General features: G+C 63.4%; 27 protein-coding genes. 9 read left to right on the top strand and 18 right to left on the bottom strand.

Annotated features, from left to right (window positions below; translation table 11 throughout):
• The first annotated feature begins 9 nt into the window (after positions 1-9).
• On the top strand, positions 10-3,447 hold the full coding sequence (locus tag ACZ1JM_RS15075; RefSeq protein WP_465133188.1) for a chromosome segregation SMC family protein: 3,438 nt from the start codon (positions 10-12) through the stop codon (positions 3,445-3,447).
• A 14-nt stretch (positions 3,448-3,461) separates the two neighbouring features.
• On the opposite strand, the gene ubiA is transcribed toward ACZ1JM_RS15075, so the two are convergent.
• Positions 3,462-4,412, bottom strand: coding sequence for a 4-hydroxybenzoate octaprenyltransferase (ubiA, locus tag ACZ1JM_RS15070; RefSeq protein WP_465133187.1), 951 nt, complete (start codon positions 4,410-4,412; stop codon positions 3,462-3,464).
• Positions 4,413-4,511: 99 nt separating this feature from the next.
• On the opposite strand from ubiA, the gene ACZ1JM_RS15065 reads away from it, so the two are divergent.
• The 3 genes from ACZ1JM_RS15065 to ACZ1JM_RS15055 are packed head-to-tail and all read left to right on the top strand — an operon-like array spanning position 4,512 to position 7,002.
• Positions 4,512-5,270 carry a 16S rRNA (uracil(1498)-N(3))-methyltransferase gene (locus ACZ1JM_RS15065; RefSeq protein ID WP_465133186.1) on the top strand — a complete coding sequence of 253 codons (759 nt, stop codon included), beginning with the start codon at positions 4,512-4,514 and terminating at the stop codon, positions 5,268-5,270.
• A 57-nt stretch (positions 5,271-5,327) separates the two neighbouring features.
• Positions 5,328-6,701, top strand: a complete 1,374-nt coding sequence (locus tag ACZ1JM_RS15060) for a glutamate--cysteine ligase (protein ID WP_465133185.1) — start codon at positions 5,328-5,330, stop codon at positions 6,699-6,701.
• Position 6,702: 1 nt separating this feature from the next.
• Complete coding sequence (locus ACZ1JM_RS15055; protein ID WP_465133184.1) at positions 6,703-7,002, top strand: putative quinol monooxygenase; 300 nt, start codon at positions 6,703-6,705, stop codon at positions 7,000-7,002.
• Here ACZ1JM_RS15055 and ACZ1JM_RS15050 read toward each other — a convergent pair whose 3' ends face one another.
• The 5 genes from ACZ1JM_RS15050 to ACZ1JM_RS15030 all read right to left on the bottom strand — a co-directional run bounded on the left by ACZ1JM_RS15050 (position 7,003) and on the right by ACZ1JM_RS15030 (position 12,738).
• The gene (locus ACZ1JM_RS15050) at positions 7,003-8,355 is read right to left on the bottom strand and encodes a methyltransferase family protein (RefSeq protein ID WP_465133183.1); all 1,353 of its coding nucleotides are present in this window, start codon (positions 8,353-8,355) and stop codon (positions 7,003-7,005) included.
• An 89-nt stretch (positions 8,356-8,444) separates the two neighbouring features.
• Positions 8,445-9,815 carry an outer membrane protein assembly factor BamB family protein gene (locus ACZ1JM_RS15045; protein WP_465133182.1) on the bottom strand — a complete coding sequence of 457 codons (1,371 nt, stop codon included), beginning with the start codon at positions 9,813-9,815 and terminating at the stop codon, positions 8,445-8,447.
• 23 nt (positions 9,816-9,838) lie between these two features.
• Entirely contained in the window at positions 9,839-10,618 is a 780-nt protein-coding gene (locus ACZ1JM_RS15040) for a tetratricopeptide repeat protein (RefSeq protein ID WP_465133181.1), read from the bottom strand.
• 117 nt (positions 10,619-10,735) lie between these two features.
• Positions 10,736-11,863 carry a glycosyltransferase family 4 protein gene (locus ACZ1JM_RS15035; protein ID WP_465133180.1) on the bottom strand — a complete coding sequence of 376 codons (1,128 nt, stop codon included), beginning with the start codon at positions 11,861-11,863 and terminating at the stop codon, positions 10,736-10,738.
• Positions 11,864-11,871: 8 nt separating this feature from the next.
• The gene (locus ACZ1JM_RS15030) at positions 11,872-12,738 is read right to left on the bottom strand and encodes an alpha/beta fold hydrolase (RefSeq protein ID WP_465133179.1); all 867 of its coding nucleotides are present in this window, start codon (positions 12,736-12,738) and stop codon (positions 11,872-11,874) included.
• A gap of 85 nt (positions 12,739-12,823) precedes the next feature.
• Between ACZ1JM_RS15030 and ACZ1JM_RS15025 the strand changes: the two genes are divergently transcribed.
• Both ACZ1JM_RS15025 and ACZ1JM_RS15020 read left to right on the top strand, forming a co-directional pair.
• The gene (locus ACZ1JM_RS15025; protein WP_465133178.1) at positions 12,824-14,239 is read left to right on the top strand and encodes a protein adenylyltransferase SelO; all 1,416 of its coding nucleotides are present in this window, start codon (positions 12,824-12,826) and stop codon (positions 14,237-14,239) included.
• Between the two features lie 90 nt (positions 14,240-14,329).
• A complete protein-coding gene (locus tag ACZ1JM_RS15020; RefSeq protein ID WP_465133177.1) occupies positions 14,330-15,811 on the top strand; it encodes a succinylglutamate-semialdehyde dehydrogenase in 1,482 nt (493 codons plus the stop codon).
• A gap of 22 nt (positions 15,812-15,833) precedes the next feature.
• Here the strand turns inward: ACZ1JM_RS15020 and ACZ1JM_RS15015 are convergent, their stop codons facing one another.
• The 6 genes from ACZ1JM_RS15015 to ACZ1JM_RS14990 form a co-directional block, all read right to left on the bottom strand.
• Complete coding sequence (locus ACZ1JM_RS15015; protein ID WP_465133176.1) at positions 15,834-16,547, bottom strand: hypothetical protein; 714 nt, start codon at positions 16,545-16,547, stop codon at positions 15,834-15,836.
• Positions 16,548-16,806: 259 nt separating this feature from the next.
• A complete protein-coding gene (locus tag ACZ1JM_RS15010) occupies positions 16,807-17,247 on the bottom strand; it encodes a glycine zipper 2TM domain-containing protein (RefSeq protein ID WP_465133175.1) in 441 nt (146 codons plus the stop codon).
• A gap of 186 nt (positions 17,248-17,433) precedes the next feature.
• On the bottom strand, positions 17,434-18,759 hold the full coding sequence (locus ACZ1JM_RS15005) for a dihydroorotase (RefSeq protein ID WP_465133174.1): 1,326 nt from the start codon (positions 18,757-18,759) through the stop codon (positions 17,434-17,436).
• 89 nt (positions 18,760-18,848) lie between these two features.
• Positions 18,849-19,568: an HPP family protein gene (locus ACZ1JM_RS15000; protein WP_465133173.1), complete on the bottom strand. Its 720-nt coding sequence runs from the start codon at positions 19,566-19,568 to the stop codon at positions 18,849-18,851.
• Between the two features lie 187 nt (positions 19,569-19,755).
• Positions 19,756-20,334: a nitroreductase family protein gene (locus ACZ1JM_RS14995; RefSeq protein ID WP_465133172.1), complete on the bottom strand. Its 579-nt coding sequence runs from the start codon at positions 20,332-20,334 to the stop codon at positions 19,756-19,758.
• Positions 20,335-20,382: 48 nt separating this feature from the next.
• Positions 20,383-21,081: a pirin family protein gene (locus ACZ1JM_RS14990; protein WP_465133171.1), complete on the bottom strand. Its 699-nt coding sequence runs from the start codon at positions 21,079-21,081 to the stop codon at positions 20,383-20,385.
• A gap of 112 nt (positions 21,082-21,193) precedes the next feature.
• Between ACZ1JM_RS14990 and ACZ1JM_RS14985 the strand changes: the two genes are divergently transcribed.
• Both ACZ1JM_RS14985 and ygfZ read left to right on the top strand, forming a co-directional pair.
• On the top strand, positions 21,194-22,108 hold the full coding sequence (locus ACZ1JM_RS14985; RefSeq protein WP_465133170.1) for a LysR family transcriptional regulator: 915 nt from the start codon (positions 21,194-21,196) through the stop codon (positions 22,106-22,108).
• Positions 22,109-22,139: 31 nt separating this feature from the next.
• Positions 22,140-22,901: a CAF17-like 4Fe-4S cluster assembly/insertion protein YgfZ gene (gene ygfZ / locus ACZ1JM_RS14980; RefSeq protein WP_465133169.1), complete on the top strand. Its 762-nt coding sequence runs from the start codon at positions 22,140-22,142 to the stop codon at positions 22,899-22,901.
• Here the strand turns inward: ygfZ and ACZ1JM_RS14975 are convergent.
• The 4 genes from ACZ1JM_RS14975 to rplU all read right to left on the bottom strand — a co-directional run bounded on the left by ACZ1JM_RS14975 (position 22,898) and on the right by rplU (position 24,893).
• A complete protein-coding gene (locus ACZ1JM_RS14975; RefSeq protein WP_465133168.1) occupies positions 22,898-23,461 on the bottom strand; it encodes a GNAT family N-acetyltransferase in 564 nt (187 codons plus the stop codon). The genes ygfZ and ACZ1JM_RS14975 overlap by 4 nt on opposite strands.
• Before the next feature lie 178 nt (positions 23,462-23,639).
• Complete coding sequence (locus ACZ1JM_RS14970) at positions 23,640-24,047, bottom strand: GNAT family N-acetyltransferase (protein ID WP_465133167.1); 408 nt, start codon at positions 24,045-24,047, stop codon at positions 23,640-23,642.
• Positions 24,048-24,299: 252 nt separating this feature from the next.
• Positions 24,300-24,572 carry a 50S ribosomal protein L27 gene (rpmA, locus tag ACZ1JM_RS14965; RefSeq protein ID WP_465133166.1) on the bottom strand — a complete coding sequence of 91 codons (273 nt, stop codon included), beginning with the start codon at positions 24,570-24,572 and terminating at the stop codon, positions 24,300-24,302.
• A gap of 24 nt (positions 24,573-24,596) precedes the next feature.
• On the bottom strand, positions 24,597-24,893 hold the full coding sequence (rplU, locus tag ACZ1JM_RS14960) for a 50S ribosomal protein L21 (RefSeq protein ID WP_465133165.1): 297 nt from the start codon (positions 24,891-24,893) through the stop codon (positions 24,597-24,599).
• A gap of 258 nt (positions 24,894-25,151) precedes the next feature.
• On the opposite strand from rplU, the gene ACZ1JM_RS14955 reads away from it, so the two are divergent.
• Entirely contained in the window at positions 25,152-25,679 is a 528-nt protein-coding gene (locus tag ACZ1JM_RS14955) for a hypothetical protein (RefSeq protein ID WP_465133164.1), read from the top strand.
• Positions 25,680-25,682: 3 nt separating this feature from the next.
• Here the strand turns inward: ACZ1JM_RS14955 and ACZ1JM_RS14950 are convergent, their stop codons facing one another.
• Both ACZ1JM_RS14950 and ACZ1JM_RS14945 read right to left on the bottom strand, forming a co-directional pair.
• Positions 25,683-26,126: a molybdenum cofactor biosynthesis protein MoaE gene (locus tag ACZ1JM_RS14950; protein ID WP_465135090.1), complete on the bottom strand. Its 444-nt coding sequence runs from the start codon at positions 26,124-26,126 to the stop codon at positions 25,683-25,685.
• A gap of 1 nt (position 26,127) precedes the next feature.
• Positions 26,128-26,388: a MoaD/ThiS family protein gene (locus tag ACZ1JM_RS14945; protein ID WP_465133163.1), complete on the bottom strand. Its 261-nt coding sequence runs from the start codon at positions 26,386-26,388 to the stop codon at positions 26,128-26,130.
• Position 26,389: the final 1 nt, after the last annotated feature.

The raw sequence follows: 26,389 nt of genomic DNA, 5'->3' as shown, positions 1-26,389 counted from the left end.
TCTGACCCGATGCGCATACACCGGCTGAAGCTCAGTGGATTCAAGAGCTTTGTAGAGCCGGCTGAACTGCGGATCGAACCGGGGCTGACCGGCGTGGTCGGCCCCAACGGTTGCGGCAAGTCCAACCTTCTGGAAGCCATCCGCTGGGTGATGGGCGAAAGTTCGCCCAAATCCATGCGCGGCGGCGGGATGGAGGACGTGATCTTTGCCGGCACCGACCGGCGCCCCCCACGCGCTTTCGCCGAAGTCATCCTGAAAGCGGAAACCGCCGTCCGCCCGGACGGATCGCGCGAGGATCTTGAGGTCGTCCGCCGGATCGAGCGCGGCGCGGGTAGCGCCTATCGCATCAATGGCCGTGACGTCCGCGCGCGCGACGTGGCGCTGATCTTCGCCGATGCCGCCACCGGCGCGCACAGCCCCGCCCTTGTCAGCCAGGGCCGCATCGCCGCAGTGATTGCCGCCAAACCCGCCGAACGCCGCGCGATGCTGGAAGAGGCGGCGGGGATCGCGGGGCTTCACGTCCGCCGCAAGGACGCAGAACAGCGCCTTCGCGCCACCGAACTGAACCTTGCCCGGCTGGATGATATCATGGCCAGCCTCGACAAGCAGGTCGTCACCTTGCGCCGGCAGGCCCGCGCGGCGGAACGCTACACCGTCCTGTCCGACCAGATCCGGCTGGCCGAGGCGCGGGTCGTCTTCGCCCGCTGGCGCGATGCGGCAGCGGCGGCGGACAGTGCGCGCAAGCAGGCCGAAGCGGCGGAGCAGCGCGTCGCGATTGCCCAGCGTCTGACAAGCGAGGCCCAGAATCAACAGGCCCAGGCGGCGCAGACACTGGCGAGCGCAAGAGAACAACTGGCGGACCGGCGCGACGATGCGAATGCGCAGGGTCACCGGATGGCGACGTTGACGAGCCAGCTGGAAGCGGCGGAGCAGCGCCTGGCCGATCTTGACCGCCAGCGCACTCGCCTGGACGAGGATCGCCGCGACGCCGATCGGCTGACGCGCGATGCGGCAGAAGCGTTGACCCGGCTCGAACGCGATCTGGCTGACGGCGAACGACAGCTGGCAGCCGACGAAGCCGCTCGTCCCCGCCTTGCCAATCAGGTCGATGCGTCCGAGCAGGCATCACGCAGGGCTGAACTCGATCTGGCGCAGGCGACGGCCCGGCAGGCCGGGGTGGAGGCCGAGTGGCGGATCGCCGAAGCGGAAGTCGCCCAGGCCCGTGACCGCGCCGCCAGACTGGAGGCGGAGGCCGCCCGGATCAGCCAGCAGATCGCCGCTCTGGCTCTCGCCCAGGACCTCGACACGGCGATCGACGCCGCCCGATCCGAAGTCGAGATCGCGACCATTCGCCTGAGCGAGAGCCGGCGCGGGCTGGATGACATGCAGGCCAAAAAATCGGCGCTGCAGGGGGAGCGGGACACCGTCGCCTCCGAACTGGCGACCGCGCGGGCCGACCTGACCGGGGTGGATCGCGAACATGCCGCCCTGCTGCGGGATCGGGAAGCACGGACCAAAGGCGCCAAGGCGGCTCATGGTCTGCCCGAGGCTATCGACGCGGTGCGGGCCGCGCCGGGATACGAACGCGCGCTTGCCGCCGTTCTGGGGCGCGATGCCAAGGCGCGTTTGGGCGCAATTGCCGGGGCCGATGGCCGCTACTGGACCGGCGCGCCTGCTCCGTCCACCGTGGCCGACACCTTGGCTGCGCATGTGCTGGAATGCCCGCCACAGCTCGCCGCTCGCCTGGCGCTGGTCCACGTCGTCGAAGCGGACGACGGTCGCGTGCTGGCACCGGGCGAATGGCTGGTGACTCGGGACGGCGTGCTGCGGCGTTGGGACGGCTTCGTTGCGCGCGGTGAAGGCGCTGCCGAGGCGGCGCGGCTGGAAGCGGAGAACCGGTTCGCCGATCTGGCATTGCGGCTGCCACCCTTGCGCGATGCGGTCGCTAGGGCGCAGACCCGGAAAGACGATGTGCAGGCGGAATTGAGCGCGCTCGCGACCCGTCTGGTGGCGGCCGAGCGGGCTATCGCCACTGCCGCCGAAGCGGAGCGCGCTGCCCTTCGCGCCGTGGACAAGGCAGAGGACGCGCGCAACCGCCAACGCGCCCGTCGCGACGAGCTGGATGCCGCGCTTGCCGAATTGACCGGTCAGCGCGAACAGGCTCAGGGTGATTTGCAAAAGGCCACCGAGCGGTTGAGTGCCTTGCCCGATCCGGGTAGCGGCCGGGCCGACGTGGACAAGGCGCGCGGGCATAATACCGACGCGCGGGTTGCCTTGCAGGCGGCGATGGCGACGCTTGCGTCTCACGATCAGGGGTTGGCGGTCGCCCGCGAGCGCACGATCGCCCAGCGCGCCGACATCAGGAGCTGGCAGGCACGCTCGGGCGATGCCTCCGTCCGCCTGTCGCAGATGGCGGGGCGGGTTGAGGAGATCGAAACCGAACGCGCCATCGTTGCCGCCAAACCCCCTGCCCTGGCGCGCCAGATCGACGAGGCGGAAACCGTCCGCGCGCGCCTTGGCAACGAACTTCGAAAAGCGGACGAGGCGGTGAACGCCGCCGCCGCTCGGGCAGAGGAATCGGACGCCGCGCTTTCCGCAGCGCAGGAAACCCTTGCCGCCGCGCGGGAGGCACGAGCGGGAGCAGTGGCCCGCGCCGAGAATGAGGACGCGCGGCGGGTGGAGATGGCGCGCCATTCGGGCGATCGCTTCCAGTGCCCCCCGCCCGTCCTGCCGGAACGATTCGCCTTCGCCTCCGCCAGCGTCGGCACGACTCCCACCGAATCGGCAGCGATGGACAACCTCATTGCCGAACGCGATCGCATCGGCCCGGTAAACCTCGTCGCGGCAGAAGAGCTGGCACAGGCCGAGGGCCAGCTGGGCGTCAGCGCCACGGAAAAGGCGGACCTTATCGAGGCGGTCAACCGCCTGCGCGGCTCGATCGGCAACCTCAATCGCGAAGGAAGAGAGCGCCTGCGCGCCGCGTTCGAAGCGGTGGACGGCCATTTTCGCCGCCTGTTCCAGCAGCTGTTCCAGGGTGGCCAGGCGCATCTGGCGCTGGTCGATTCGGACGATCCGCTGGAGGCGGGCCTCGAAATCTACGCGCAGCCGCCGGGCAAACGGCTTCAGTCACTGACGCTGCTATCGGGCGGCGAACAGGCGCTGACGGCGGTGGCCCTTATTTTCGGGCTGTTCCTGACCAATCCGGCCCCGATCTGCGTGCTGGACGAAGTGGACGCCCCGCTGGACGACGCCAATATTGAGCGGTTCTGCGATCTGCTCGAAGCCATGACCCGCGAGACGGAGACTCGCTATCTGGTGGTCACTCACAACGCCGTCACCATGAGCCGCATGCACCGCCTGTTCGGCGTGACGATGGTGGAAAAGGGAATATCGCGCCTCGTCAGCGTCGATCTGGGCGCGGCCGAGGAACTGCTGGCCGCGCAATAGCCAAGCGTCGCACCTCAGACGATGCCGGCATTCCCCACGACCCAGCACGCCAGCGCCATGACCAGCCCCGCGTCGCGATTGGCGCGGAACCGGGCGAGCGCATTGCCGCCGTCATCCGCGTCCAGCGTCAGCACCTGAAAGCCCAAGTGAAGCGCCATCGGCCCCAGCGCGATCAGCGCGACCCAATCGGGCCGCACCAGCCAGAACGCCAGCCCCCACATCGCCAGCGCGAACGCATAGAATCCGCCGACCCCCGCCCGGACATGCGATCCCAGCCGCAAGGCCGAGGACCGAATGCCGACAAGCGCGTCATCTTCCCGGTCCTGCAGCGCGTAGATCGTGTCGTAGCCGATGCACCATGCGATCGATCCCGCATAGAGCGCCGCCAGGGCGCCCAGCTGATCCCCGCGAATCTCGATCCAGCCGACCAGCGCGCCCCAAGTGAACACAAGCCCCAGCCACGCCTGCGGCCACCAGGTAATCCGCTTCATGAACGGATAGGCGGCCACCAGCGCCAGGCTGCCGAGCGCCACCAGTTGAGCTTCGAACCGCAACTGCAACAACACCAGCAGGCCGACGAGGCACAAGACCAGCAACCACGACCACGCCGAGCGCCGACTTACGCGACGACTGGCGACGGGACGCAGCGCCGTGCGTTCCACCCGGCGATCCAGATCGGCATCGACGATGTCGTTGTAGACGCACCCGGCGCCGCGCATCGCAATCGAGCCGACGAGCATCCACAGCACCAGCGGCCAGCGCTCTTCGCCGCCCGCCAGCATCACGCCCCACGCGCAGGGCCAGAACAGCAGCCACCACCCGATCGGCCGGTCGAAACGCGCCAGCATGGCATAGTCGCGCAGGCGCGGCGGCAGCAGCGCCATGATGCCACTCAACTGGCTGTCAGGAACGAGCGAAGATTGGTTCACGCCACGCTGAATAGTCGCTCCCGCCGCGTCTGTCATGCGTGAACGTGCCTGGTGAACACAACGTATGCGACAGGCATTGCATCGGCCACGCGGGCACGCGAAAAGGCGGTCCGTCAGCAAGGATATGTCTCGATAATGCCCGCCACCCCCGCCTGGCCGCCCCGCTCCGCCCCGCGTCTTTTCGTGCCCGGTCCATTGGCGCCAAACACCGAGGTCACGCTGGACGGGCCGCAGGGGCATTACCTTGGCAAAGTGATGCGCGTCGCGATCGGCGATGCGGTGATCCTGTGCGACGATGCCACCGGGGAGTGGGCCTGCGAAGTGATCGCCGCTGGCAAGCGCGACGTAACGCTCACCGTGACCCGCCATATGCGCGAGCGTGAAGACGTGCCCGACTTTGTACTGTGCACCGCCCTGCTCAAGAAACCCAATTTCGATCTCGTTCTCGAAAAGGCGACCGAGCTTGGCGTGGCCGTGATCCAGCCGATCGTCACTCACCGCTGCGTGGCGGACAAGCTCAATCCCGAGCGCGCGGCGACCATCGTCACCGAAGCCGCCGAACAATGCGCCCGCACCGCCCTGCCGCGAATCGAACCGGTGCAGAAACTGCAGACCCTGCTGCGCGACTGGCCGGCTGACCGCACGCTGTTCTTCGCGGACGAGCAGGGCGGCGAACCGGCAGCAGCTGCTTTTGCCGCGCAGACCGGCCCAGCCGCCTTGCTGGTCGGCCCGGAAGGCGGGTTCGATGAAGACGAGCGCGCGCTCGTTCGCGCTCACCCCCAGGCACGCGCCATCACCCTTGGGCCGCGTATTCTGAGGGCCGAAACCGCCTGCATTTCCGCCACCGGACTGTGGATGGCGATGGCGGGCGACTGGTCAAAATCCAGTTCTTGAACCGCGCGGTACAAAAAGTTCTAGCGTCCGCCCCGGTCGCGCACTAATTCCGCCGCCATGAGCACTCGTGAGGTATCGGATCGCGAAGATCCGGTGATCGAAAACCTGGATCAACTGGCCGCGCCGATGGCAGCGGGCGAAAAGCCGCGTGAGGCGTGGCGGATCGGTACCGAGCACGAGAAATTCGTCTACGACAGGGCCGATCACCACGCCCCTTCGTACGAGGAAAACGGCGGCATCCGCGACCTGCTGATGAACCTGACCGAGTTTGGCTGGGAACCCATCATCGAAGGCGGCAACGTCATCGCGATGAAAGGGGCCGACGGCAACGTCAGCCTCGAGCCTGCGGGCCAGCTTGAACTGTCCGGCGCGCCGCTGGAAGACCTGCACGAAACGTGCGCCGAAACCGGGCGCCACCTCGCTCAGGTCAAGGCCATCGGCGAACGCATCGGCAAGTCCTATCTCGGCCTCGGCATGTGGCCCGACAAGACGCGGGACGTCCTGCCGATCATGCCCAAGGGCCGTTATGCCATCATGCTGCGCCACATGCCGCGCGTCGGCACGATGGGCCTCGACATGATGCTGCGCACTTGTACGATTCAGGTGAACCTCGACTATTCGAGCGAGGCGGACATGGTGAAGAAGTTCCGCACCAGCCTTGCCCTGCAGCCCTTGGCGACGGCGCTGTTCGCGAACTCCCCCTTCACCGAGGGCAAGCCCAACGGCTACCTTTCCTATCGCAGCCATATCTGGTCGGACACCGATCCGCAGCGCACCGGCATGCTGCCTTTCGTGTTCGAGGATGGCTTCGGCTACGAACGCTACGTCCAGTACATGCTGGACGTGCCGATGTACTTCGTCTTCCGCGACGGGAAGTACATCGATGCCGCCGGACTGTCGTTCCGTGATTTCCTGAAAGGCGAACTGTCCGTCCTTCCGGGCGAGCGGCCGCGGCTTTCGGACTGGCAGGACCACCTGTCCACCGCCTTCCCGGAAGTGCGCCTCAAATCCTTCCTCGAAATGCGCGGCGCGGACGGCGGCCCCTGGAGCCGTATCTGTGCTCTCCCGGCGTTCTGGGTCGGCTTGCTGTACGATCAAGGCGCGCTCGATGCGGCGTGGGATCTGGTCAAGGACTGGGACATGGAAGGGCGCGAAACGCTGCGCTCGGCCGCTCCGAAACTAGGCCTCGATGCGCCGATTCCGGGGGGCGGCACCTTGCGGGACATCGCCGCGCAGGTGGTCGAGATTTCGCGCTCCGGCCTCGCCGCGCGTGGCAGGCTCAACTCCAGCGGTGAAAACGAAACCGGCTTCCTCGAACCGCTGGCGGAGATCGTGGCATCGGGCAAAGTCCCGGCGCAGAAGCTGCTCGACCTCTACAATGGCGAATGGGGCGGCGATCTGTCGCGGATCTACGCGGTGAAGACGTTCTGACGTGATCGTCGTCACTGGCGAATTTCGCATGCCGCTGCCGTCGCTGGACGCTGCGCGCGTGGCGATGGCCGAGGTGATCATGCACTCGCGCGCCGAACCGGGCTGCCTGTCGTACTGCTACGCGGAAGATTTGTTAGAACCAGGCCTGTTCCGGGTGGTCGAATCCTGGACCGACCGCGCCGCTCTCGAGGCCCATTTCGCCCAGCCGCACATGAAGCGCTGGATCGAGCAGCGCGCCGCGCTCGGCCTTACCGACCGTCAGGTCACGGCCCATGAAACGATCGGCAGCGAAGCGCTCTGATCAGTCCGCGGGTTGGGCCACACCGCCGCGCGGGCGCAACTTCTCGCCAAGGCGCGTGAAGCTGCGGGTAATCAGCGCATTTTCGGCCATCCAGGCATAGTATTCGCGATACTTCGCGTCCTCGCTCAGCAGGTGCGCTTCCTCGGTACGCGCGCGCCAGTAATAGACGCCGCTCACCACCGCGAGCAGCACCGTGTTGCGCACCGCGTCGGTGATCGAGGCATTGGTGACCAGGAACGGCAGCGTGGACGTCCACCAGAACAGGTTCTTCGACAGGTACGCCGGGTGCCGGGTGAACCGATACGGACCGTTCGTCAGCACGCCGCGATAGGTGAGATTGGAAAAGCGCAGCCCGAACGCAAACGTCGCCCAGGCGTAGATGGCGGTCAGCACCACCATCATCGCGGCCCAGCCCCACAGCAGCCAGGCGTGCCCGGCCAGCCAGTACGCCCAGCCGCCGGTGTGGACTTCATAGCCCAGAACGTCCGCCCGTCCCATCGTTCCCCAGACGAACGGCGGATAGCAGATCAGCGCCGCCACCCAGCCCGCCAGAAACGGATTGCCGCTGCGGATATGCGCGTCGAGCGGGCGGAACGTGAACAGGTATCCCACGGTGCCGATCTGGACGTCGATCAGGAACAGCCCCTCGATCAGCAGCGACCCCAGTTGCACGGGATCATGCGCGATGGCGCCGAAATCCGCCTCCACGATGCGGCTGAAACCGCCGGGCAGGATGGAGATCATGAAGGCGCCGAAGAACCCCTTGATCGCCCACGCGCGCCAATGCTTCCTGACGTCGGCCGGGTTCCAGCCTTCTCGTCCGGTCACCAATACACCGAAGTGCCATGACGCGTCACGCGGCTCGATCATCACCCGGTCGAGCCACAGCACATAAGGTACGGACAGCACGAACAAAGGAACCGCCGCCGCCCCCAGCACTTGCATCGCAAAAACGTATTGCCCGTCCCAATACCATCTAAAAATGCAATAAAAACAGGCTATTAAAGCCCACGTCACCCACAACCCGGCCAGTTTCGTGATCGAATAGTCCAGCGTGTGCGACAACGCCCTCCGCCGCGACCAGTCTATCCCAGTAGATGGCCGCGCATGCACTTTATCAACAAACACCGACCAACACGTCATCACTCCGCCGGTAATCAGCAGAGTCAGCACCGCCGCATAAGGCCCACTCAACGGCGCACGCGGCCCCGGCATCGACAGAAGATCAGCGACACTCGCCCAATTCCGGCAGATGACAAGCCACACCGCCAGAGCGACGACGCCGGATAAGCCTACGCCGGCCGAAACATCGCTGGCCGGTCGTTGGACAATCGAAGGGCGCGCAGTGGTCATGACCGATCGCCTACCCGCAATTGGTTAAGAGCGCACAAACCCAATCGCCAGTTGCGCCCCTCCCCTTTTGAGCCGGGCGCAACCAAGGATCAGCGATAGGCAGTGATGCGGCCTGAGTCGTCGAGGATATATAGCGTTTGATTGGCCACGACAGGCGCCAGAGAAAGCGGCGCCTTCAACTCGGTAAACTGCGCCATCGTACCGCTGGCCGGATCGACCGTGGCAACCATGCCGTCAGAGTTACCAATCCAAAGCTTGCCACCAGCCAGCACCGGCCCAACCCAGAAAATCGGACCTTTCCGTTTCTTAGGATTGTCATAGCGCGCAAGTTGGGTGAGCCAGCGGACTTTGCCGGTCGATCGAGCTATTGCCAGAATCTCGGCATGGTCGTCCAAGGTGAAGACCCAGTCTCCCGCCACGGCGGGGGTGGATATGCCAGCCAGGTTGAGTTCCCAGATTCGCTGACCTGTCACCAGTTCGTAAGCGGCCATACGCCCGCCCTGACCCAACGCGTAGACCCGGCCCCGATCGATAATCGGATCTGCGTCCACGTCAGTAAGGCTGCCAACCTCTGTCGAGATCGACGTGCGTGCCAATGCGTCAGACCACAGCTGACGGCCATTTTCATAGCGATAGGCGACCAGTTCGCCTGAGGAATATCCGGCGATGACCGTGCCTTGGCCTGCCGCTGGGGCAGCCACACCAAAGACGCCGGATTGAGTCAGCGAAGCCGATTCGTTCCAGATGGATGCTCCGTCCGCAGCGTTGAGAGCCACGATCTGGTTATCCTGTGTCATCACGAACACGGAATTGAAGGCAACCGTCGGAGAACCACGAAGCGGGCCTGCTGGCTTCTTTGTCCAAACTGGCGTGCCGTCGCGAGCGTTCAGTGCAGCGACTTCCCCAAGGCCGGTCGTCACATAAACGCGATCCGCATCGAATGTAACGCCGCCGCCAAAGACCGAACTTTCGTTCTTGCCGTCAACGGCAAAGCCTTTTGTCCAAACAGCCGCGCCGCTTTGCGCATCAAAAGCATGGACCATTCCGTTCGTGTCCATCACGAACAGCTTGCCGTCTCCGATCACCGGGGAGGCGGCCAAACGGCGGCGATTGGTGGACCCCGCGATCTCAACTGACCATGCTCGGGTCGGATTGTCCGCAAGGGCAAGATGGCCGTACGCCTTGCTAGGCGTTCCGCCCCCCTGCGCCCAGGTCGCATTCACCTCCGCCGGAGGCAAGATGACGGATACCGCGCCAAGCGTCGGATCAGTCTTCGCGCCGCTTTCGATCCGAGAGAGGATCGGTACGCGATTGCCGACGGTTGGTGTTTTGGCCGGGCCTTTTCCGCCAAACAACTTGCAACCCGACAATCCCATAACCAGGGCGAGTGCGATCAGCGGCACTACTTTCCGGGCGCGCAGGGTGCCTTCGGGGCTGGTTTTGCGAGCAACTGCGTTCATGCGACTATCCTCAACAGGTATGCTCATTCCGAAGCGTCGGCATTCTGATTTGCCGTACTCGCGACTGGTTTGCCCAGAGGCTGGCCTTTGTCATCCACGACATCTTCGACCGCATCCACGCCCAACACGGCGGCTAGCTGACGGGCGCGACTGCGAAGTCCCTCGTCGATGTTCTCATCCTTGGCGATAGCAGCGAACAACGGGCCGGCTTGGTCTGGCTTGTCCTGCTTCAGGTAAGCCATGCCAACCAGTTCACCCGCGACGCCGAACCACGCATTTCCGGGTGCTGCCAAAGGCTTGAGACGATCAACGACGTCCTGCGGTTTCATCGCATCGAAATTGGCGGCGACCCCTCGTACCAATGCCAGATCGCGCATCGGCTGCGGCGCGCCGGTATCGGCGGCGACTTGGTCGTAGAGCTTCAATGCATCAGCCTTGCGCTCTTGCCGCAGCGCTATGCCCGCAAGCAGAAGTCTGGCCGATGTCACGTTGGCATCGGATGATCCGGCGGCCGCGATGGGCGTGAGTTTGGCCTTGGCCGCATCGAGATTGTCCGCTTGAAGACTATCCAGCGCTTGCACATAAGCCTCGGCTCGCTCTTCACGCTCCTTGGTCTGCCGGTGGTCCCAGTAGATCCAGCCTCCGAATGCGAGCAGAGCGATAACGATCAGGCCAATGACCAGCTTGCCATAGCGGGCCATGAAGCTTTCCATCTGATCCTGCCGGACGGCGTCATCCACCTCACGCATGAAGACTTCGTTCTGTGCGGCGGTGCGCGGATTTGTGTCGGGAGGCAGAGCCAAGATGGGGCGCTTTCTGCGGAAAATCGGGACGGATGCGGCGCTGTTTAGCGAATGCATGGGGCTTTTCAACGGGGATATCAGTGGGCGTCCCGCCGTGAAGCGGGGCTGAACACGGTTTTACGCGAGAAACCCGATGCCCATCGCTTCGCCATAAATCTTTCGATAGGATCGAATCATCGTTTCCTCGTCGTATTCTGCTTGCGCACGAGTGCGATTGGCAATGCCGATCCTCTCGCGAAGTGCGGGATCACGAGCCAGTTCGGCTATAGCCCACGCGAGTGCAGCCTCGTCCCCCGGCGGCGTCACATAGCTTCGGTTCTCGATCGCTACCATGTCCGCGACGTCGCCAACTGCAGGTGAAGCGATGGCCAGACCTGTCGCCATCGCTTCAACGACGGAGATCGGAAACTGCTCGCTGTCGGACGACAAGGCAAAAAGATCGAACAGGCCGATAGCACGGGACGGGTCACGCACAAAGCCGGGCAGATGGACACGATCCGCAATGCCGCATCGAAGTGCTTCCGCTTCGATCGCCGACCGGTCTGGCCCTTCTCCCAATATGACCAAGCGCCAGTCCGAAGGAAGCGCTGCAAATGCTCGCACCAGCCTCGGCAAGTTCTTTACGGCACGCAGGCCGGCCAGGGTTCCGACCCATTTGTCACCCGGCGCTTTGATAAGGCCGGGCAAGGCGTCAACCGGTGGCCGCTGGTGATAGGCCTCGGTATCGATACCGTTGCCGATCAGATGGACCTTGGTCGGGGGCTGGCGCCATGTCTTCAACGCGATCGTTGCCAACCGGCGAGACGGCACCACAAGACCTTTTGTGCTGGTCAGCGCCATTCGGCGAAAGACGTTACGAGACGTCTTGAGACCGTTTGCCTCGTCCTCGTTGAAACCATCCTCGTGGTGGATGAGAGGAGGCAGACCAAGAACGGTCGCGTAAAGCCGATGGGCGAAAACAGCATCAAGCGCACCCCAATTATACGAAAGTATAAGATCGAAGTGGCGCATCGCCCTCGCAATGCGCCATAGCCTGAGAGGGGTGGGTCGGCCTTGAAGCGCAGGAAAATCTGCAGTGAATTCGACGTTGATCGTTGATTCGAGCGCCACTCTTGCGCCGTAGGCATCGGGCTGAGCGGAAACGACGGTATGCGTGATCGCTGGGCCAAAGACGTTCATCAGCCGAACTGCGCGCAATTCCTTGCCGCCAGCCGAAAAGCTGGAATGAAGATGGAGAAACCGCAACGTGCCGGTCAGCGCACGCGGGCCAGCAGCCGCTCGATAGCAGCGACCGCCTCCGGTTCGTCCAGTGTCGGGGCGTGCCCGACATCCGCAAGCGTTACCGTCTCGGTGCTTGAGATCCGGCGCACCATTTCGACCAGCGTTTCCTCCGACAGCAGGTCCGACAACTCGCCGCGCAAGACTGTCAGCGGCACGGTGTTGAGAGCCTCCCATGCTGGCCACAGGTCAATCTGATCATCAACGTCGAGAGCAAGAAAGGGTTCGGCGATCTTCATATCGTAATCGAATACCACACGCCCGCTTCCCGAGATGGTCATGAGGCGCTTCGCCCGACCGATCCAGAAATCCAAAGTGTGCCCCGGATGCGCATGTCCCTGAACATCCTCAAGTCCGCGAGCGGCATGAACCCATGTGGGGAAAGACCGCCCCTGGCCAACATATTCCTTGATACGCGCGAGCCCTGCAGGCTCTAGCCATGGACCCACATCGTTTATGACAGCGCCCGCGATCCGATCGGCCATCACCGTCGCCAAGCCCATTATCATCAGCCCGCCCAAGGACGTGCCGATGGCGACGAAGCGATCGATCCCCTCCTGATCCAGCAGCGCAACGATATCTTCGCAGTATTGCGTGGGGGTATAGGTGGAGGAATCGCGGGCATATTCGCTATCGCCCCGCCCGCGTAGGTCCGGACATATCACCCGGCGTGACCGAGCGAGCAAAGGGGCCAGAAAATCAAAATCCCGGGCATTGCGCGTCAGGCCGTGCAAGCAGATCACCGGGACCGAAGCGTCGTCCGGGCGTGAAGCGCCATAGTCACGGAAATGCAGCTTCAGTCCGTCCTTGCTGGACCAGAAGCGATCTTCGAATACCTTCATGCTGGGGCAGCTACCCTTAAAACGGCGGAAAACAAAGAAATTGACTTGCCTTGATCGGCGGACCTGCCAGCCCCACTATCGCTTGATGAATAACGAACCGCAAGCTGGCTCCTATCGGCCCGACCCGCGCATCGAGGCAATTGCTTCGTGGATCGGCGATCCAGTGCAGGCGGCGGGGTTTCCGGATCACATCATTCGCTGGCGCAACGATCGCGCTGCGGCGACGGTAGGATTGCATCATCTGGATGATGTCCAGTGGATCAATCACTTCGGTCAGTTTGAACCGCTTCCTGGCAATCTGCCGCAGCCACTGGCTTTACGCTATCACGGGCATCAGTTCCGCACCTACAATCCAGAACTGGGCGATGGCCGCGGATTTCTGTATGCGCAGATGCGGGACGTCAATGGGCGTTTGCTGGATCTGGGCACCAAAGGATCCGGGCAGACGCCTTGGAGCCGTAGCGGTGATGGTCGATTGACGCTGAAAGGCGCGGTGCGTGAAATTCTTGCCACCGAGATGCTCGAAGCGTTGGGCGTCAACACCAGCAAGACATTTTCAGTCATCGAAACCGGAGAATCGCTGTGGCGCGGTGATGAGCCATCCCCCACGCGATCAGCGGTCATGGTTCGCCTCTCGCACGGCCATATCCGGATAGGAACCTTTCAACGCCTGTATGCTCTTGAAGAGCGTGAGCACATGGCAGCTCTCGTCGATTATTGCCTGGAGAATTATCCCGGCAACCTGCTCCCCGATGACGCCCCTGGGCGAGACGAGCCCGCAGTCATGTTACTGCATCAAGTTGTCGAACGGATGGCAGACTTGGCGGCTTCCTGGATGGTCGCCGGTTTCGTTCACGGCGTGCTCAATACCGATAACATGAATATTTCGGGCGAAAGCTTCGATTACGGACCATGGCGATGGTTGCCAAAATGGGACCCGCGATTCACCGCCGCCTATTTCGATCATCAGGGCCTCTATTCCTTCGGGCGGCAACCCGAAGCGGTGTTGTGGAATTGTGGACAGCTTGCATCGTCACTACGAATGCTGGCCGAAACCGCCCCGCTCGTGGCCGCGCTAGACCGCTTTGGGTCGCTATATGGCCAGGCGATGTGCCGACGCTTTACCTGGAGGCTTGGCATCCTGTCACAAGGGCTCGAAGCGGACACAAAACTGATCCAGCTTGCGGAAAAGACGATGGTGGACCAGGAGATTGGCCCTGACCGTTTCTTCTTCGAGCGTCGTTGTGCAAACCACAAAGACGGGAGCGAGTTTGGGGCAATGCTGGCGACCTACACGTCGGTCGCAGATTGCAGCGATCCTTTCTGGCAAGCCCCGTCACCACCAGACCTGCTTATCGAAGAAGTTGAGCGCATCTGGGGTGCGATTGCGGACCATGACGATTGGTCGGCTTTGTACCGCAAAATAGCTGACATCCGCTCGCTGGGCGTCGCGCTTGGTGCCGCCCCACATTGCCCGGATAGTCCAAGGGTGGGAGCATGATCCCCACCTCGACGTTAGGCTACTCTTAGGGATACTTGTGCAAGGACAGTTTCTTCTGAGAGTTGCAATGCGAACGGAACCTTGAACGCGATGGAAGGCGCTGACGCCACCCATATCCCGCCAGCCAGCGGACCTGCCAGGTTCGTCGCGGCTGACGAGCGGTCGAGCAGGGTCGAAATTGTCTCTTATGAGCCCGCAACCGGCAAGGAACTCTGGCGTGGTCCGGTCGCCGATATCGAGGATATTGTCGCGCGGGCCAGACGGGCTTGGCCGTCGTGGGCTGCCCAGCCTCTGTCTACACGAATGGAGCTGCTCCGGCGGTTCGCCAACGAAGTACGAAAAGACGCGGAAAAACTTGTTGCCACGATTGCGCGGGAAGTGGGCAAGCCATTGTGGGAAGCGCGCGCCGAAGTAGACAGCGTCATTGCCAAGGTGGAAGTGTCGATCCGTTCTTACGCAGAACGGACAAGCCAGCGTAAGCTTGATTCGGCGCTGCAAGGGGCGATGGCTGTGCGCCACAAACCGCACGGCGTTGTGCTTGTGCTTGGGCCTTATAACTACCCGGCGCATTTGCCCAACGCGCATATCGTCCCGGCGTTGATTGCCGGGAACGCTGTCATTTTCAAACCAAGCGAACGCGCGCCTGCTACGGCTGACATGCTGACGCGCTGCTTTCATCGAGCCGGAATCTCGGCGGCGGTAGTGCAGTGCGCTGTCGGCGGACCGGCTGAGGGGGCAGCGCTGGTGGCGCACGATGGCGTTGATGCGGTGCTTTTCACCGGCTCCGCCAATACCGGCATTTCGATCAACAGACGTCTCGCCGCGCGTCCGGACAAGATGGTCGCCCTGGAGATGGGCGGCAACAATCCGATGGTCGTTTGGGACACCCCCAAGCTGACCGATGCCGCCGCCATCATCGTGCAATCGGCTTTTGCCACGGCCGGCCAACGCTGTACCGCCACTCGACGATTGATCGTGCGCGACACGATGTACGATGCTGTGATGGCCGAGGTGAAGGCGTTGGCTGATCGGGTGATCGTCGGTGGGCCCTTCGATGAACCAACTCCGTTCATGGGACCGGTGATCGATAATGCTGCGGCGGACGGCCTGACTGAAAGTTTCCTGTATCTGCTCAGTCATGGTGGCAGGGCGATCAAGCACTTGGTGCGCCTTCACGACGCGCTGCCCTTTCTCAGCCCGGCAATTATCGATGTGACCGCGATGAAGGATCGCCCGGACGTGGAATTGTTCGGCCCCGTGCTGCAGGTGATTCGCGTGTCCGACTTCGATCAGGCAATCGCCGAAGCCAACGCTACGCGATTTGGACTTGCCGCCTCTCTCGTCGGCGGGTCGCCTCAGGAATACAATCGTTTCTGGGCCAACGTCCGTGCTGGCATCGTCAATTGGAACCGCCCCACGATTGGCCCGAGCCACGCGGCACCAATGGGCGGGGTGGGCCTATCCGGCAATCATCGACCAACTGGCTACTACGCCGCTGATTATTGTGCGTACCCTGTCGCGTCAGGAGAGATGGATCAGCCCCGCGCCGTCATTGGGGTCGGCCTTACATAAGGCGCGCTAATCTCCGGACCGCCTATGTGCCGCTTGCGACAAGATCGACCTCCGTCAGTCCGTTTGCCTGCTTGCGAGCATAGACGACATAGGCTTTGCCATCTTTTTTGCCGCCGAGGATATGGTCATTTCCATCGACCTTATGCTGCGTGCTGTATCCGGCTCCGGCGACCTTGGTGTAGTAGAAGCTCATCACATCATCGATGCCGACCGGCGTAGCGAAGTTGACCACGCGCAACGCACAATCCTGGCTTGCAACGCCTGCCGCCTCCTGCACCGCGCCGCGCGGATAGACAGGGAGTTCTGGCGGAAGTTTGGCTGCCCAGATATTTGAATATTGGACTTTGGCCGCGCAATCGGCACTTGCGGCCTTTGCTCCTTGGGCTATCTGCGCCGCGGTTGCTGCATTTTGAGCCAACGGATTGGCTTTCCCTTGCGAAGGGTTAGGCGCCCGCTTCAAACTTCCCCCTACCGCTGCTGCTGCCTGCTTTTTGGCCGCCGCAATCGCCTCTGGTGTCACATCCTGGGGAGGCAACGTGATCTGTCGTCCTTCCGGTGCAACCGCCGATCCCTGCCCTCCGGCCTTGTTCGGGTCGACCATTATCTGATCGCCCAGCGCCCCCGTCAAAGCGGGATCCGTTTCCCCGGGTGTGGGCTGCTTTTCACTCTTGCCGCAGCCTGCGAGCAGAAGAGTACCGGCGAGACCGATCATGACGAAGCGGGCGGGGGTTTTCATTGCACGTTCCTTCGAACAGCCAAAGACATCGACTGTGTTTTCAGGAAACGCGAAAACGCGCCGAAGGGCCAGCCATGTGTTCGGGCGCGTGCCATTTCGGGAAGTATTGGTGGTGAAAGTTGATGAAGTACATGCGGCTCAAGGGCGCCCGCAGAACGCGGGCGCCCTTCCGCCTGGCGTACCGTCCGTAAGGAGCGGTCAGCCGGACGGTTCCCCCTTGCGTCGCCGTTCGCTTAGGGAAACCGGTTGTTCGTGAGGGTTAGCGGCAGGATCCGCCGCGATCGACCGACCGGCCGAGCAGAGCACCTGCTGCCGCGCCGAGGACCGTACCGGCAGTGCGGTCACGCCCGCCGTCGATTTCACGGCCCAGGAGGGCACCGGCGGCACCGCCGATCAACAGTCCGGTCGTGCCATTCGAGCGACGGCAGTAGTAACGGCCGTCATTGCCGCGCCACGAGCGGGCGTTGCGGTAGTCACCACGGTCCCTGCGATCGTAGCGGTCATAGCGATCGTACCGGTTGCCATAGCCGCGACGATAGTCTTCGCGTGAATAATGATAGCGGCCGTAGTCGTTGACCTGCTCACCGGGGGCGGTGAAGGCGGTGGGCGCATGGGTCGCGACCGCAGCGGTCGCGGGGAGAGCGGTGGTCAGGCTGGCGGCGGCGGCAACGATGGCCGAAGCTTTGAAAAATGAATGCATGTCGTTACTCCTCCGAGTTGAGGGCGGAAAAGCCATCCGACTCCATCCGCTGTATGCATTCATCTTTATGGCAACCAACCTGAACAGACCGCAACGCGCTTGTCAGATTTCAATTATGCGACGAGCCGAATATTCAGCGGAGACAAAACGAGCCCGAACGCCGATTTTGATCGCCTTCCTCTCCGATCAGAGCGCGCCGGCAAAACGCAATGGTTCACCGACCGCCTCGTTCGCCAATTGACCTTCCCACATCGCTGTATGGCCCCGGACGATCGTGCCGATGACTCGGCCTTCCAGTTCCATTCCTGTGAAAGGCGACCAGCCGCAGCGGCTTTCGACCCAATCCTCGGTGATGGTGAACCGCCCCTTGCGATCGACGACAGTGAAATCCGCGTCGTATCCGGCGGCGATGCGGCCCTTGCCGACCAGGCCGAACACGCGCTGCACGCCGCTGGACGTCATGTCGATCAAGCGTTCCAGCGTCAGCCTGCCCTTGGCCACATGGTCCAGCATCAACGGCAACAGCGTCTGCACGCCCGGCATGCCGGAAGGGCTGGCGGGGTAAGGCTTGGCCTTTTCTTCGCGCGTATGCGGCGCGTGATCGGACCCCAGAACGTCGGGCACACCGGCGCGCAACCACTGCCACAGGCCATCGCGATGGGCAGCGGAGCGGATCGGCGGATTCATCTGCGCGAACGTGCCGATGCGGGGATAGGCGTCCTCTCCAGCGAGCGTCAGGTGCTGCGGCGTCACCTCGCACGTCGCGATGTCGCGATGCTGGGATATCAGTTCGAGTTCCGCAGGCGTGGTGATGTGGAGGATGTGAATCGGACGACGGGCTTCGCGGGCAAGGCGAAGGATGCGCTTGGTCGCCATGAGAGCGCTTTCGTCATCACGCCACACCGGATGGCTGGACGGATCGCCTTCGACGCGGAAATCCTTGCGGGCGTTCATCCGCTCTTCGTCTTCGGCATGAATCGCCACTCGCCGACGTCCGTGGGCCAGTACCCGGGCAAGCTGTTCGTCTTCGGCCACCAACAGGCTGCCGGTTGACGCGCCCATGAAAATCTTGACCCCGGCCGTTCCAGGCATCCGTTCCAGTTCGGCAAGCTCGACTGCGTTGGCCGCCGTCGCCCCCACATAGAACGCATGGTCGCAGTGCATGCGATGATGGGCGCGGTTCAGTTTGTCGGTCACCCGATCGACAGTGTCGGTATTCGGGTTGGTGTTGGGCATTTCGAACACGGCGGTGATACCGCCCATGACTGCCGCGCGGCTTCCGGTTTCGAGGTCTTCCTTGTGCTCCAGACCCGGTTCGCGAAAGTGCACCTGGCTGTCGATCACGCCCGGCAGCACGTCCAGACCGGTGCAGTCAACGCGCTTTGCGGCATCGGGATAGGACCCGACGCCGATGATCTTGCCCGCGCGCACGGCGACATCGGCGACCACGGGTCCGTTCGGCGTATGTATGGTTCCACCGGAAAGGACGAGTTCGGGGGCAAGTGCGCTCATCGCGAAAGGGTTCCTGCTGCCGTTGATCCAGAGGGCACCATGCCAGCGCCATCAGGCCGACCTAGTCGTCACCGCCCCCGCTTGCAAGGTCAGCGGACCCGCTCACCGCCCCGTTCGCCACGACGCAAGAGCGCCTGAACGAAGGCGTCCAGATCATCGATGTCGACGTCGAGAACCTCGTTCCACTCGTCCAGCACGGCGGCGATGTCTTCGCGCGTATAGCGGGGCTGATCCTGAACAACTGGCGCCGGAGGCACGCGAGGGGGCCGGTGCGGCCATGGATGGCCGGTAAGGTTATTGTACAGCCAGCCAAAGGCGCACAGCAGCAGGACATTGACGGCGATCGGCGCCATCCAGACCCAACTCCAGGGCACATCCCCGGTAGCACCCAGCGCGCAGAGGAGCGCGCAGGCGCCGCCAGGCGGATGCAAACAGCGCGCAAGCGACATGACCGCGATCGCGCCGCCCACGGCAAGGCTCCCCGCGATCCAGGGATCACCCGTCAGGTGCCCAAAGGCCAGGCCGACCGCCGCCGAAAGAAGATCGCCGCCGATCACCGACCAGGGCTGCGCCAGGGGACTGGCGGGAACGCAGAAAACCAGAACGGCGGATGCGCCGAGCGGGGCCACCAGAAAGGGCAATCCCGTCGCCCCGCCCGGCGGCAGCAGCTTGAGCGAAAGGAGAGTGAGTATCCCCGCAAAGGCGATTCCCAGTCCTGCCCCCAAAGCACCGCGCGCCCAGCCCAGATGGCCCATGGCGTGCGTTCGCCAGTGACCGTGCAGCGTCGCTATCCGGGAAACCTGCGGCAAACCTGTCCGTCCTCATGTCTTACGGAATCGGGCGCCCTATGGCGCAATTTCCCGATCGCGACGAGGCCGGAATTTCGGGTTTGTAGGACCGCGGCAGTCACCAATCGCAAGCGCGGACGCATCGGAAACGGAAACCCGACAGTTCCTTTGGGGAACTGCCGGGCCGCCATACCTCGTTTCTGGTTGCTCAGGCGAACTTGCCAGCCTTGGCGAACTCGCCCAGCGGCTTGCGACCGGCAGCGACTTCGCGTTCCTGAAGGAAGTCAGGCAGGGAAGCCTTGTCGCCCTGCTTGCCGATCACGAAAGCGGCTTCCAGGCGATAGTCGTCGGGAATGCCCAGGGCCGTTTCGGCTTCACCGAACTTCAGGCCGGTCATCCCATGGGTGTGATAGCCAAGGGCCTGTGCCTGCAGCGCGGCCAAGGCCCAGGCTGCGCCCGAATCGAAGCTGTGGCTGTGATTGTCCGAATTGCCCTTGTCGGAGCGCATGAACTTGTCGGACACGACGAACACCAGCGCCGACGCTTCCTTTGCCCAGCCCTTGTTGAAGTCCACCAGCTGATCCAGGAACAGGTCCCAGTTGGCGTCACCCTTCCGGGCGTAGAGGAACGTCCAGGGCTGGACGTTATAGGCGGACGGCGCCCACCCGGCGGCTTCCAGAATGGCATCCAGATCATCCTGCGGGATGTCGCTGCCATCGAACGCGCGGGGGCTCCAGCGATCGATGATCAGCTTTTCGATCTTGGGGTGGGCAATCCGTCCGGTCATTTCATCGTTCCTTTGTTTAGATCACAGCATATTTCGGCAGCGCTCGGTTCAGGCGGCGTCTACCAACACAAGTTCGGCATCTTCAAGCGCGGTCACCGAAATGGCGGAGAGGCCGGTGATCGCCAGACCGTCTCGCGCATTGGCTTCAACATCATCCACCCGGATCCGACCCTTCGCCGCGACCAGATAGGCATGACGCGATGCTTCGGTCTGGTACGTCACCGTATCCCCAGCCTTGACCGTCGCCCCAAGGACGCGGGCATCGGCGTTGATCGGCAGCGCATCGTCGTCACCGGCCATTCCGCTGGCGAGGGTGACGAACCGGCCGTTGCGATCGCCCTTGGGAAAAGGGCGTGCTCCCCAGTTCGGCTCACCGCCGCGCTGGTCCGGGATGATCCAGATCTGGAACAGGGTCGTGTCCTCGTCCTCCAGATTGTATTCGGAGTGCTGGACCCCTGTCCCGGCGCTCATGACCTGAACGTCACCGGCTTCGGTCCGCCCGGTGTTGCCCAGGCTGTCGCGGTGCGTGATCGCGCCGGTGCGGACGTAGGTGATGATCTCCATGTCCCGGTGCGAGTGCGGCGGAAATCCTTTTTGCGCGGCGATGGTGTCGTCATTCCAGACCCGCAGGCGTCCCCAGTTGGTGCGCGCAGGATCGTGATAATCGGCGAACGAAAAGTGGTGATGGGCATCGAGCCAGCCGTGGTTGGCCGCGCCTAGGCTATCGAAAGTACGCAGTTCAATCATGATGCTCTCCAGAAGATGGGCGACCTGGAAAGGTCTGTTGAGAGCCGTAATAGCGATTGCGTGACAATCGGATAATTGCGATAAAATCGACCGAGATTATCGGAAAAGTTGAATGGTTAGTATCGTCCCGCCAAGCCTGGATCACTTGCGATCCTTCCTCGCCGTCGTGGAGGAAGGCAGCTTCAATGGCGCCGCGCGCAAGATGGGGCGCGCCATTTCGGTGGTCAGCTATGCGATCGCCCAGCTGGAAAGCCAGCTGGACATGCGCCTGTTCGACCGGGAAGGATCGCGCCGCCCGCAATTGACCGAAGCCGGCAGGGCGCTCCTGTCGGAAGCTCATGCGATTTCGGACGATGTGGATGCGCTCCTTGCCAAAGTGCGCAGCCTGCGTCAGGGCCTCGAAGCCGAACTGTCGTTTGCCGTCGATGTGATGGTGCCGGGAAACGTACTGGCCCCGCTCCTGCGCGATTTCCAGAGCCGGTTTCCGACCGTTTCCCTCCGCCTCCATGTCGAAGCGCTGGGCGCCGTAGCAGCGCTGGTGCTCGATGGCCGGGCGACGCTTGCCATCGCCGGGCCCGACATCATGGATCTGCCCGAGATCGAGCGGGAGATCATCGGCTCGGTCAAGCTGGTCGCCGTCGCCGCGCCGGATCACCCGTTGGCACGCGCCGAACGAATCGCCCCCGGTGAGGCCCGCCGACACCTGCAGCTGGTGCTGACCGACCGCTCTCCGTTGACGGAGGGGCGTGACTTTTCCGTCTTCAGCCCCCGTTCCTGGCGCCTCGCCGATCTGGGCGCAAAGCACGATTTGCTGCGGGAAGGGATCGGCTGGGGGTCCATGCCGCGCCATGCCGTGATCGCCGACCTCCAGTCTGGCGCGCTCGTCGAACTGCATCTGCCCGAGCGTCCGGTGATCGACTATTCGCTCGTCGCACTGTGGCGCCGTGATACCCCGCCCGGCCCCGCAGCCGTCTGGGTTCTTGATGAAATGCGCGAGCGACTGGCGAATTGCCCGGCAGGCTCTTGAGCCGGTGCCGGTCAACTGCCATCTACGTTGAATGACCGCCACCCGCCTGTTCGACCGCGCCCTTATCCGGCTTTCCCCCCGCGCCGATTCAGGCGAGAACGTCGTTGATTTCCTGCAGGGTCTGGTGACGAACGACGTCGCCCGAACGCTTCCGGTCTGGGCCGGATTGTTGACGCCGCAAGGCAAGGCGCTGTTCGATTTCATCGTGTGGCCCGCCGGCAACGGATTGCTGCTGGACTGCGAGGAGTCGGCAGCCGACGCGCTCATCAAACGCCTGTCGATGTATCGCCTGCGCAAGGCGATCGACATTGTTCGCGAAGAACACATGGCGGTTCATTGGCGGCCCCATCTGGGTGACGGCGCTGCGCCGGACCCGCGCCTGCCGGCGCTGGGCGAGCGCTGGATCGCCAGCATCGATCCCACCGATCCAGACGAAGACGAACGGGGCGCGGACGCCGCATGGCTCAAGCACCGCCTGTCGCTGGGCGTGACCGAGGGCCGCGCGGAGTTGGGCGATGGCGAAACCCTGTGGCTCGAAGCGAACGCCGCGGAGTTAAACGGCGTAAGCTTCAACAAGGGCTGCTACGTCGGTCAAGAAAACACCGCGCGGATGAACTGGCGAGCCAAAGTCAACCGGCGGCTGATCGTCGGCCCGCTCGAACAATCCAACCCGCAGCGCCAGCGGATCGCCTACCCGGAGCTCGGCTTCGCGGTGGACCATCTTCGCGTGGAAGACATAGCGCCCGAGGCTATCCCGTCCTGGCTGACCGCGCGAATGGCGACCCAGTCCTAGCTCGTCGCCATTCCTGCCGATCCCCGATCCGAGCGTGAGGGAACCCCCGTCCGACGCTCGAACTCAGCCACATAAACGCGGACCGCGTACTCCATGGCCCGCGCTACGCTGTAGCGGGACCGGACCTCGCCCGTGTCGCGAAAGCCGGCCTCTTGCAGCGCGTGCTGGGAAGGCGTCCCGTCCGCAGGATCGTTGGCGATCACCCGACGATGGCCGATTATCCTGGCCTGGGCGAGAACCGCCTTCAGCGCTTCGGCAGCAAACCCCCTGCCGCGATGACGAACCGCAGTCCAATAGTCCACTTCGACCTCACCATCACGTTCCGTCAGCCCGATGCTGCCCACCAGTTGCGGGCCGCCCGGTGTCCTGAGATACGTGAAGAAATAGGGAAGACGCGGATTGCGGGGCTTTCTCAAACAGGCGCTGACCTCAGCAGCCGTGGGCAGGAGCGGGGTCGTGCTTTCCCCATGACGCTCTCCATCACGAAGCACACTGACGAGGTCGTCAATGTCTTCGGGCCAGGCGGGCCTCAGAAACAATCTCTCCGTGCGGACGAACATGGCGCGGTTCTCCGTCGATTATCTTGGGGAAGCATGCACGCCGAGATGAAGAAATGCACGCGTTTTGAAATGGTGTGGTGGCGTTAACCGGTCAAGTTTCTGGCAGGATTAGGGTTAGCCAACGGTAAACGGCCGTAAGGTAACCATACTTAGGCCCTGGTACGCCGCGAATCGGTGCTCACGCGGCGCGTGGGAGAGCCGGTTCGCCATCGCCAAAATCGCCGACATGGGGATGGCCAAGGGAGCGGGCGATCTGCTTGATCGCGTACGCAGCCTCGCGCGCAAATCCCTGCCCCCGGTAGCTTGGCCGGATGCAGCAGAACGCGTGTGCCTCCCCGTCGATAAGCACCAGTTCACAGCCGCCAATGATTAGGGCTCCCGACGGACCGGGAAGCGTGATCAACAGGCGGGGCAGGAATGGCGTCTGCTCGGGCGCCAGATAGTGCCGTGCGTGTTCGGCGGCGAGAAGCAGCGGCGAATTGCCGCCGTCGCCCGGGATCGCTCCTTCGGCGATGGCCTCGACAAGGTCGTGCCAATCTTCTGCCCAGGCCGGGCGCAGAAACAGCCGTTCGCTGCGAATGAACATCTTCGTCTCTCCAGCACCGCCGCCGCGTAACCGGCGGGCGTGACAATGCAATTACGCCTGCGTGGAAGAAGGATCGGGTTCGCATCGCGCGACGCAATGCAGCCGAAACCATGAACCATGGCAGGCAGGGCGCTTCGAGGGAGAAACGAAAAAAGGGAGACGGGCTGATGGCCCTCTCCCTCTTTCTACCGCGCCTTCTGGAGGCGTGGCGGGGGCCATCCCGTCAGGATGACCCATGTATCGGTCATCCGATTACTCGGCTGCTTCCGCGAGAGCCGCGTCCACCGACACGTACTTGCGGCCCTGTTTGCCGTCATGGAAACGCACACGGCCTTCGGCCAGCGCGAACAGGGTGTGATCCTTGCCGATACCGACGTTCACGCCGGGATATACGCGGGTGCCGCGCTGGCGGATAATGATGTTGCCGCCGATCACTTCCTGACCGCCGAACTTCTTTACGCCGAGACGGCGGCCAGCGGAGTCGCGACCGTTACGCGACGAACCGCCTGCTTTCTTATGTGCCATTGCTGGTTACTCCGAAAATCTGGGTCAGCCGACGGACACGATGCGCAGCAGGGTCATCTGCTGGCGGTGGCCGTTCTTGCGACGATAGTTGTGACGGCGGCGCTTCTTGAACACCACGACCTTCTCGCTCTTGGCCTGCGCGATGATCTCGGCAGCGACCGTCACGTTCGCGACGTCGGCGACTTCGCCGTCCTTGCCGGCAAGGAGAATGTCACCCAGGTTGATCTTGTCACCGGCTTCACCAGCCAGCTTCTCGACCGCGATCTTGTCTCCGGCGGCAACCCGGTATTGCTTGCCGCCCGTGCGCACAACTGCGAACATGGTGCCCTTACCTAATATCAATGTGCCCGAAACGAGCCGAAACTGAACTTGTCCCGGCTGCCCTGATCCTGAGGGGATCGTGAGCCTTTCGGGCGACGCGCCGACCGACCCGCTTGGCGCGGGGTGCCGGAAAGAGAGGGTGCCGTTAGTGTATGCACCGATTCGTGTCAACCATGACTGGCCGGGCCACGGTTCGATACCGGGCGGGAAGCGACGAAAGTCCCTCCCGCTGCGGCGCGACCATGCTATGGCAGCCTCATGACCCGCGCGAAAGTCCGTTTCCTCGCCATCGCCCTGCCCTTGGGCATCGCCGCCTGCTCCACGTCCGGCGCGTATCCCTCGCTCGCCCTGCGCGATGTGGAAAGGGTCAGCGGATCGGCTGCGCCAACGGCAGGCGATACCGGACCCGTCATTCCCGCCCTGCCGCCCGCCAGCGCAAGTCTGGTGACCAGGCTCGCCGGGATTGTCGATGTGGCGCAGGCGGCCGACCGGCAGTTCCAGTCGATCCTTCCCACCGCGCGCCGATCGGTCTCCGCAGCGGGCGATCGCTCTTCCGATTCGTGGAGCACGGCCACCGTCGAACTGGCACGACTGGAATCCGCGCGATCGAGCGGGATGGGCGCCCTGGCCGAACTGGATGTGCTGTATGCCGATGCGCGCGATGCGGCGCCCGGTCAGGAATCGCCGAGCGCCAACGCCATTGCCGACGCGCGAACCAAGGTATCGGCTATGACGGATGCGCAGGACAAGGTTCTGACCGAGCTGTCCTCACGCTTGCGGAACTGACGATCAGGCCCAGCGGCCGATATCCTGAAAGTCCTGCTCGCGCGGTTCGATCCAGCGCCACTCACCGCCCACCTGCTCGCGTTTCCAAAACCACGATTCGCTTTTGAGGTGATCCATCGCGAAGTCGGCGGCGGCGAACGCATCGCGCCGGTGTCGCGATGCCGCCGCGACGAACACGATCGGCTCGCCCGGCCGCATCACGCCCGACCGGTGGATGATCAGCAATCCTTCCAGATTCCAGCGCGCCTCAACCTTGGTGGCGAGGTCTTTCATGGCGGGCAACGTCAACGGTTCGTAGTGGGTGAGTTCCAGCGCCTCCACGCCATCACCATCGCGCACCTGCCCGAGGAAGCTGACAATCCCCCCTGCCGCCTGATGGACAGCCACGAAATCGCGCAGTTCCGCCGCTGGATCGAAAGCGGCGGTGAGGAGGCGCACGTCCGCCATGTCAGCCACCAGACACAGGCGGCAGGAACGCGACTTCATCGCCTTCGTTCGCGGTCAGGGTGGTTTTGTCCGTAACGAGCGCACCGTTCACTGCCACTCGCACGCGATCTTCCGCGACGGCGTGAGCGAGTTCCGGCGATCCACCTCTCGCCAGTTGCGACATCAAAGCTTTCCAGCCCAGCGGTCCGGCAGCAGTGATCGAAGACTCGCTCGTTCCCGCCAGCTCGGCGAGCCGGCCCAGAAACACCAGCTTGACCGCCATC

The sequence above is a fragment of the Novosphingobium sp. BL-S-24 genome (assembly GCF_055521575.1).
Note: the sequence above shows the minus strand (reverse complement) of the source record. Positions and strands in the feature narration are given on the sequence as shown.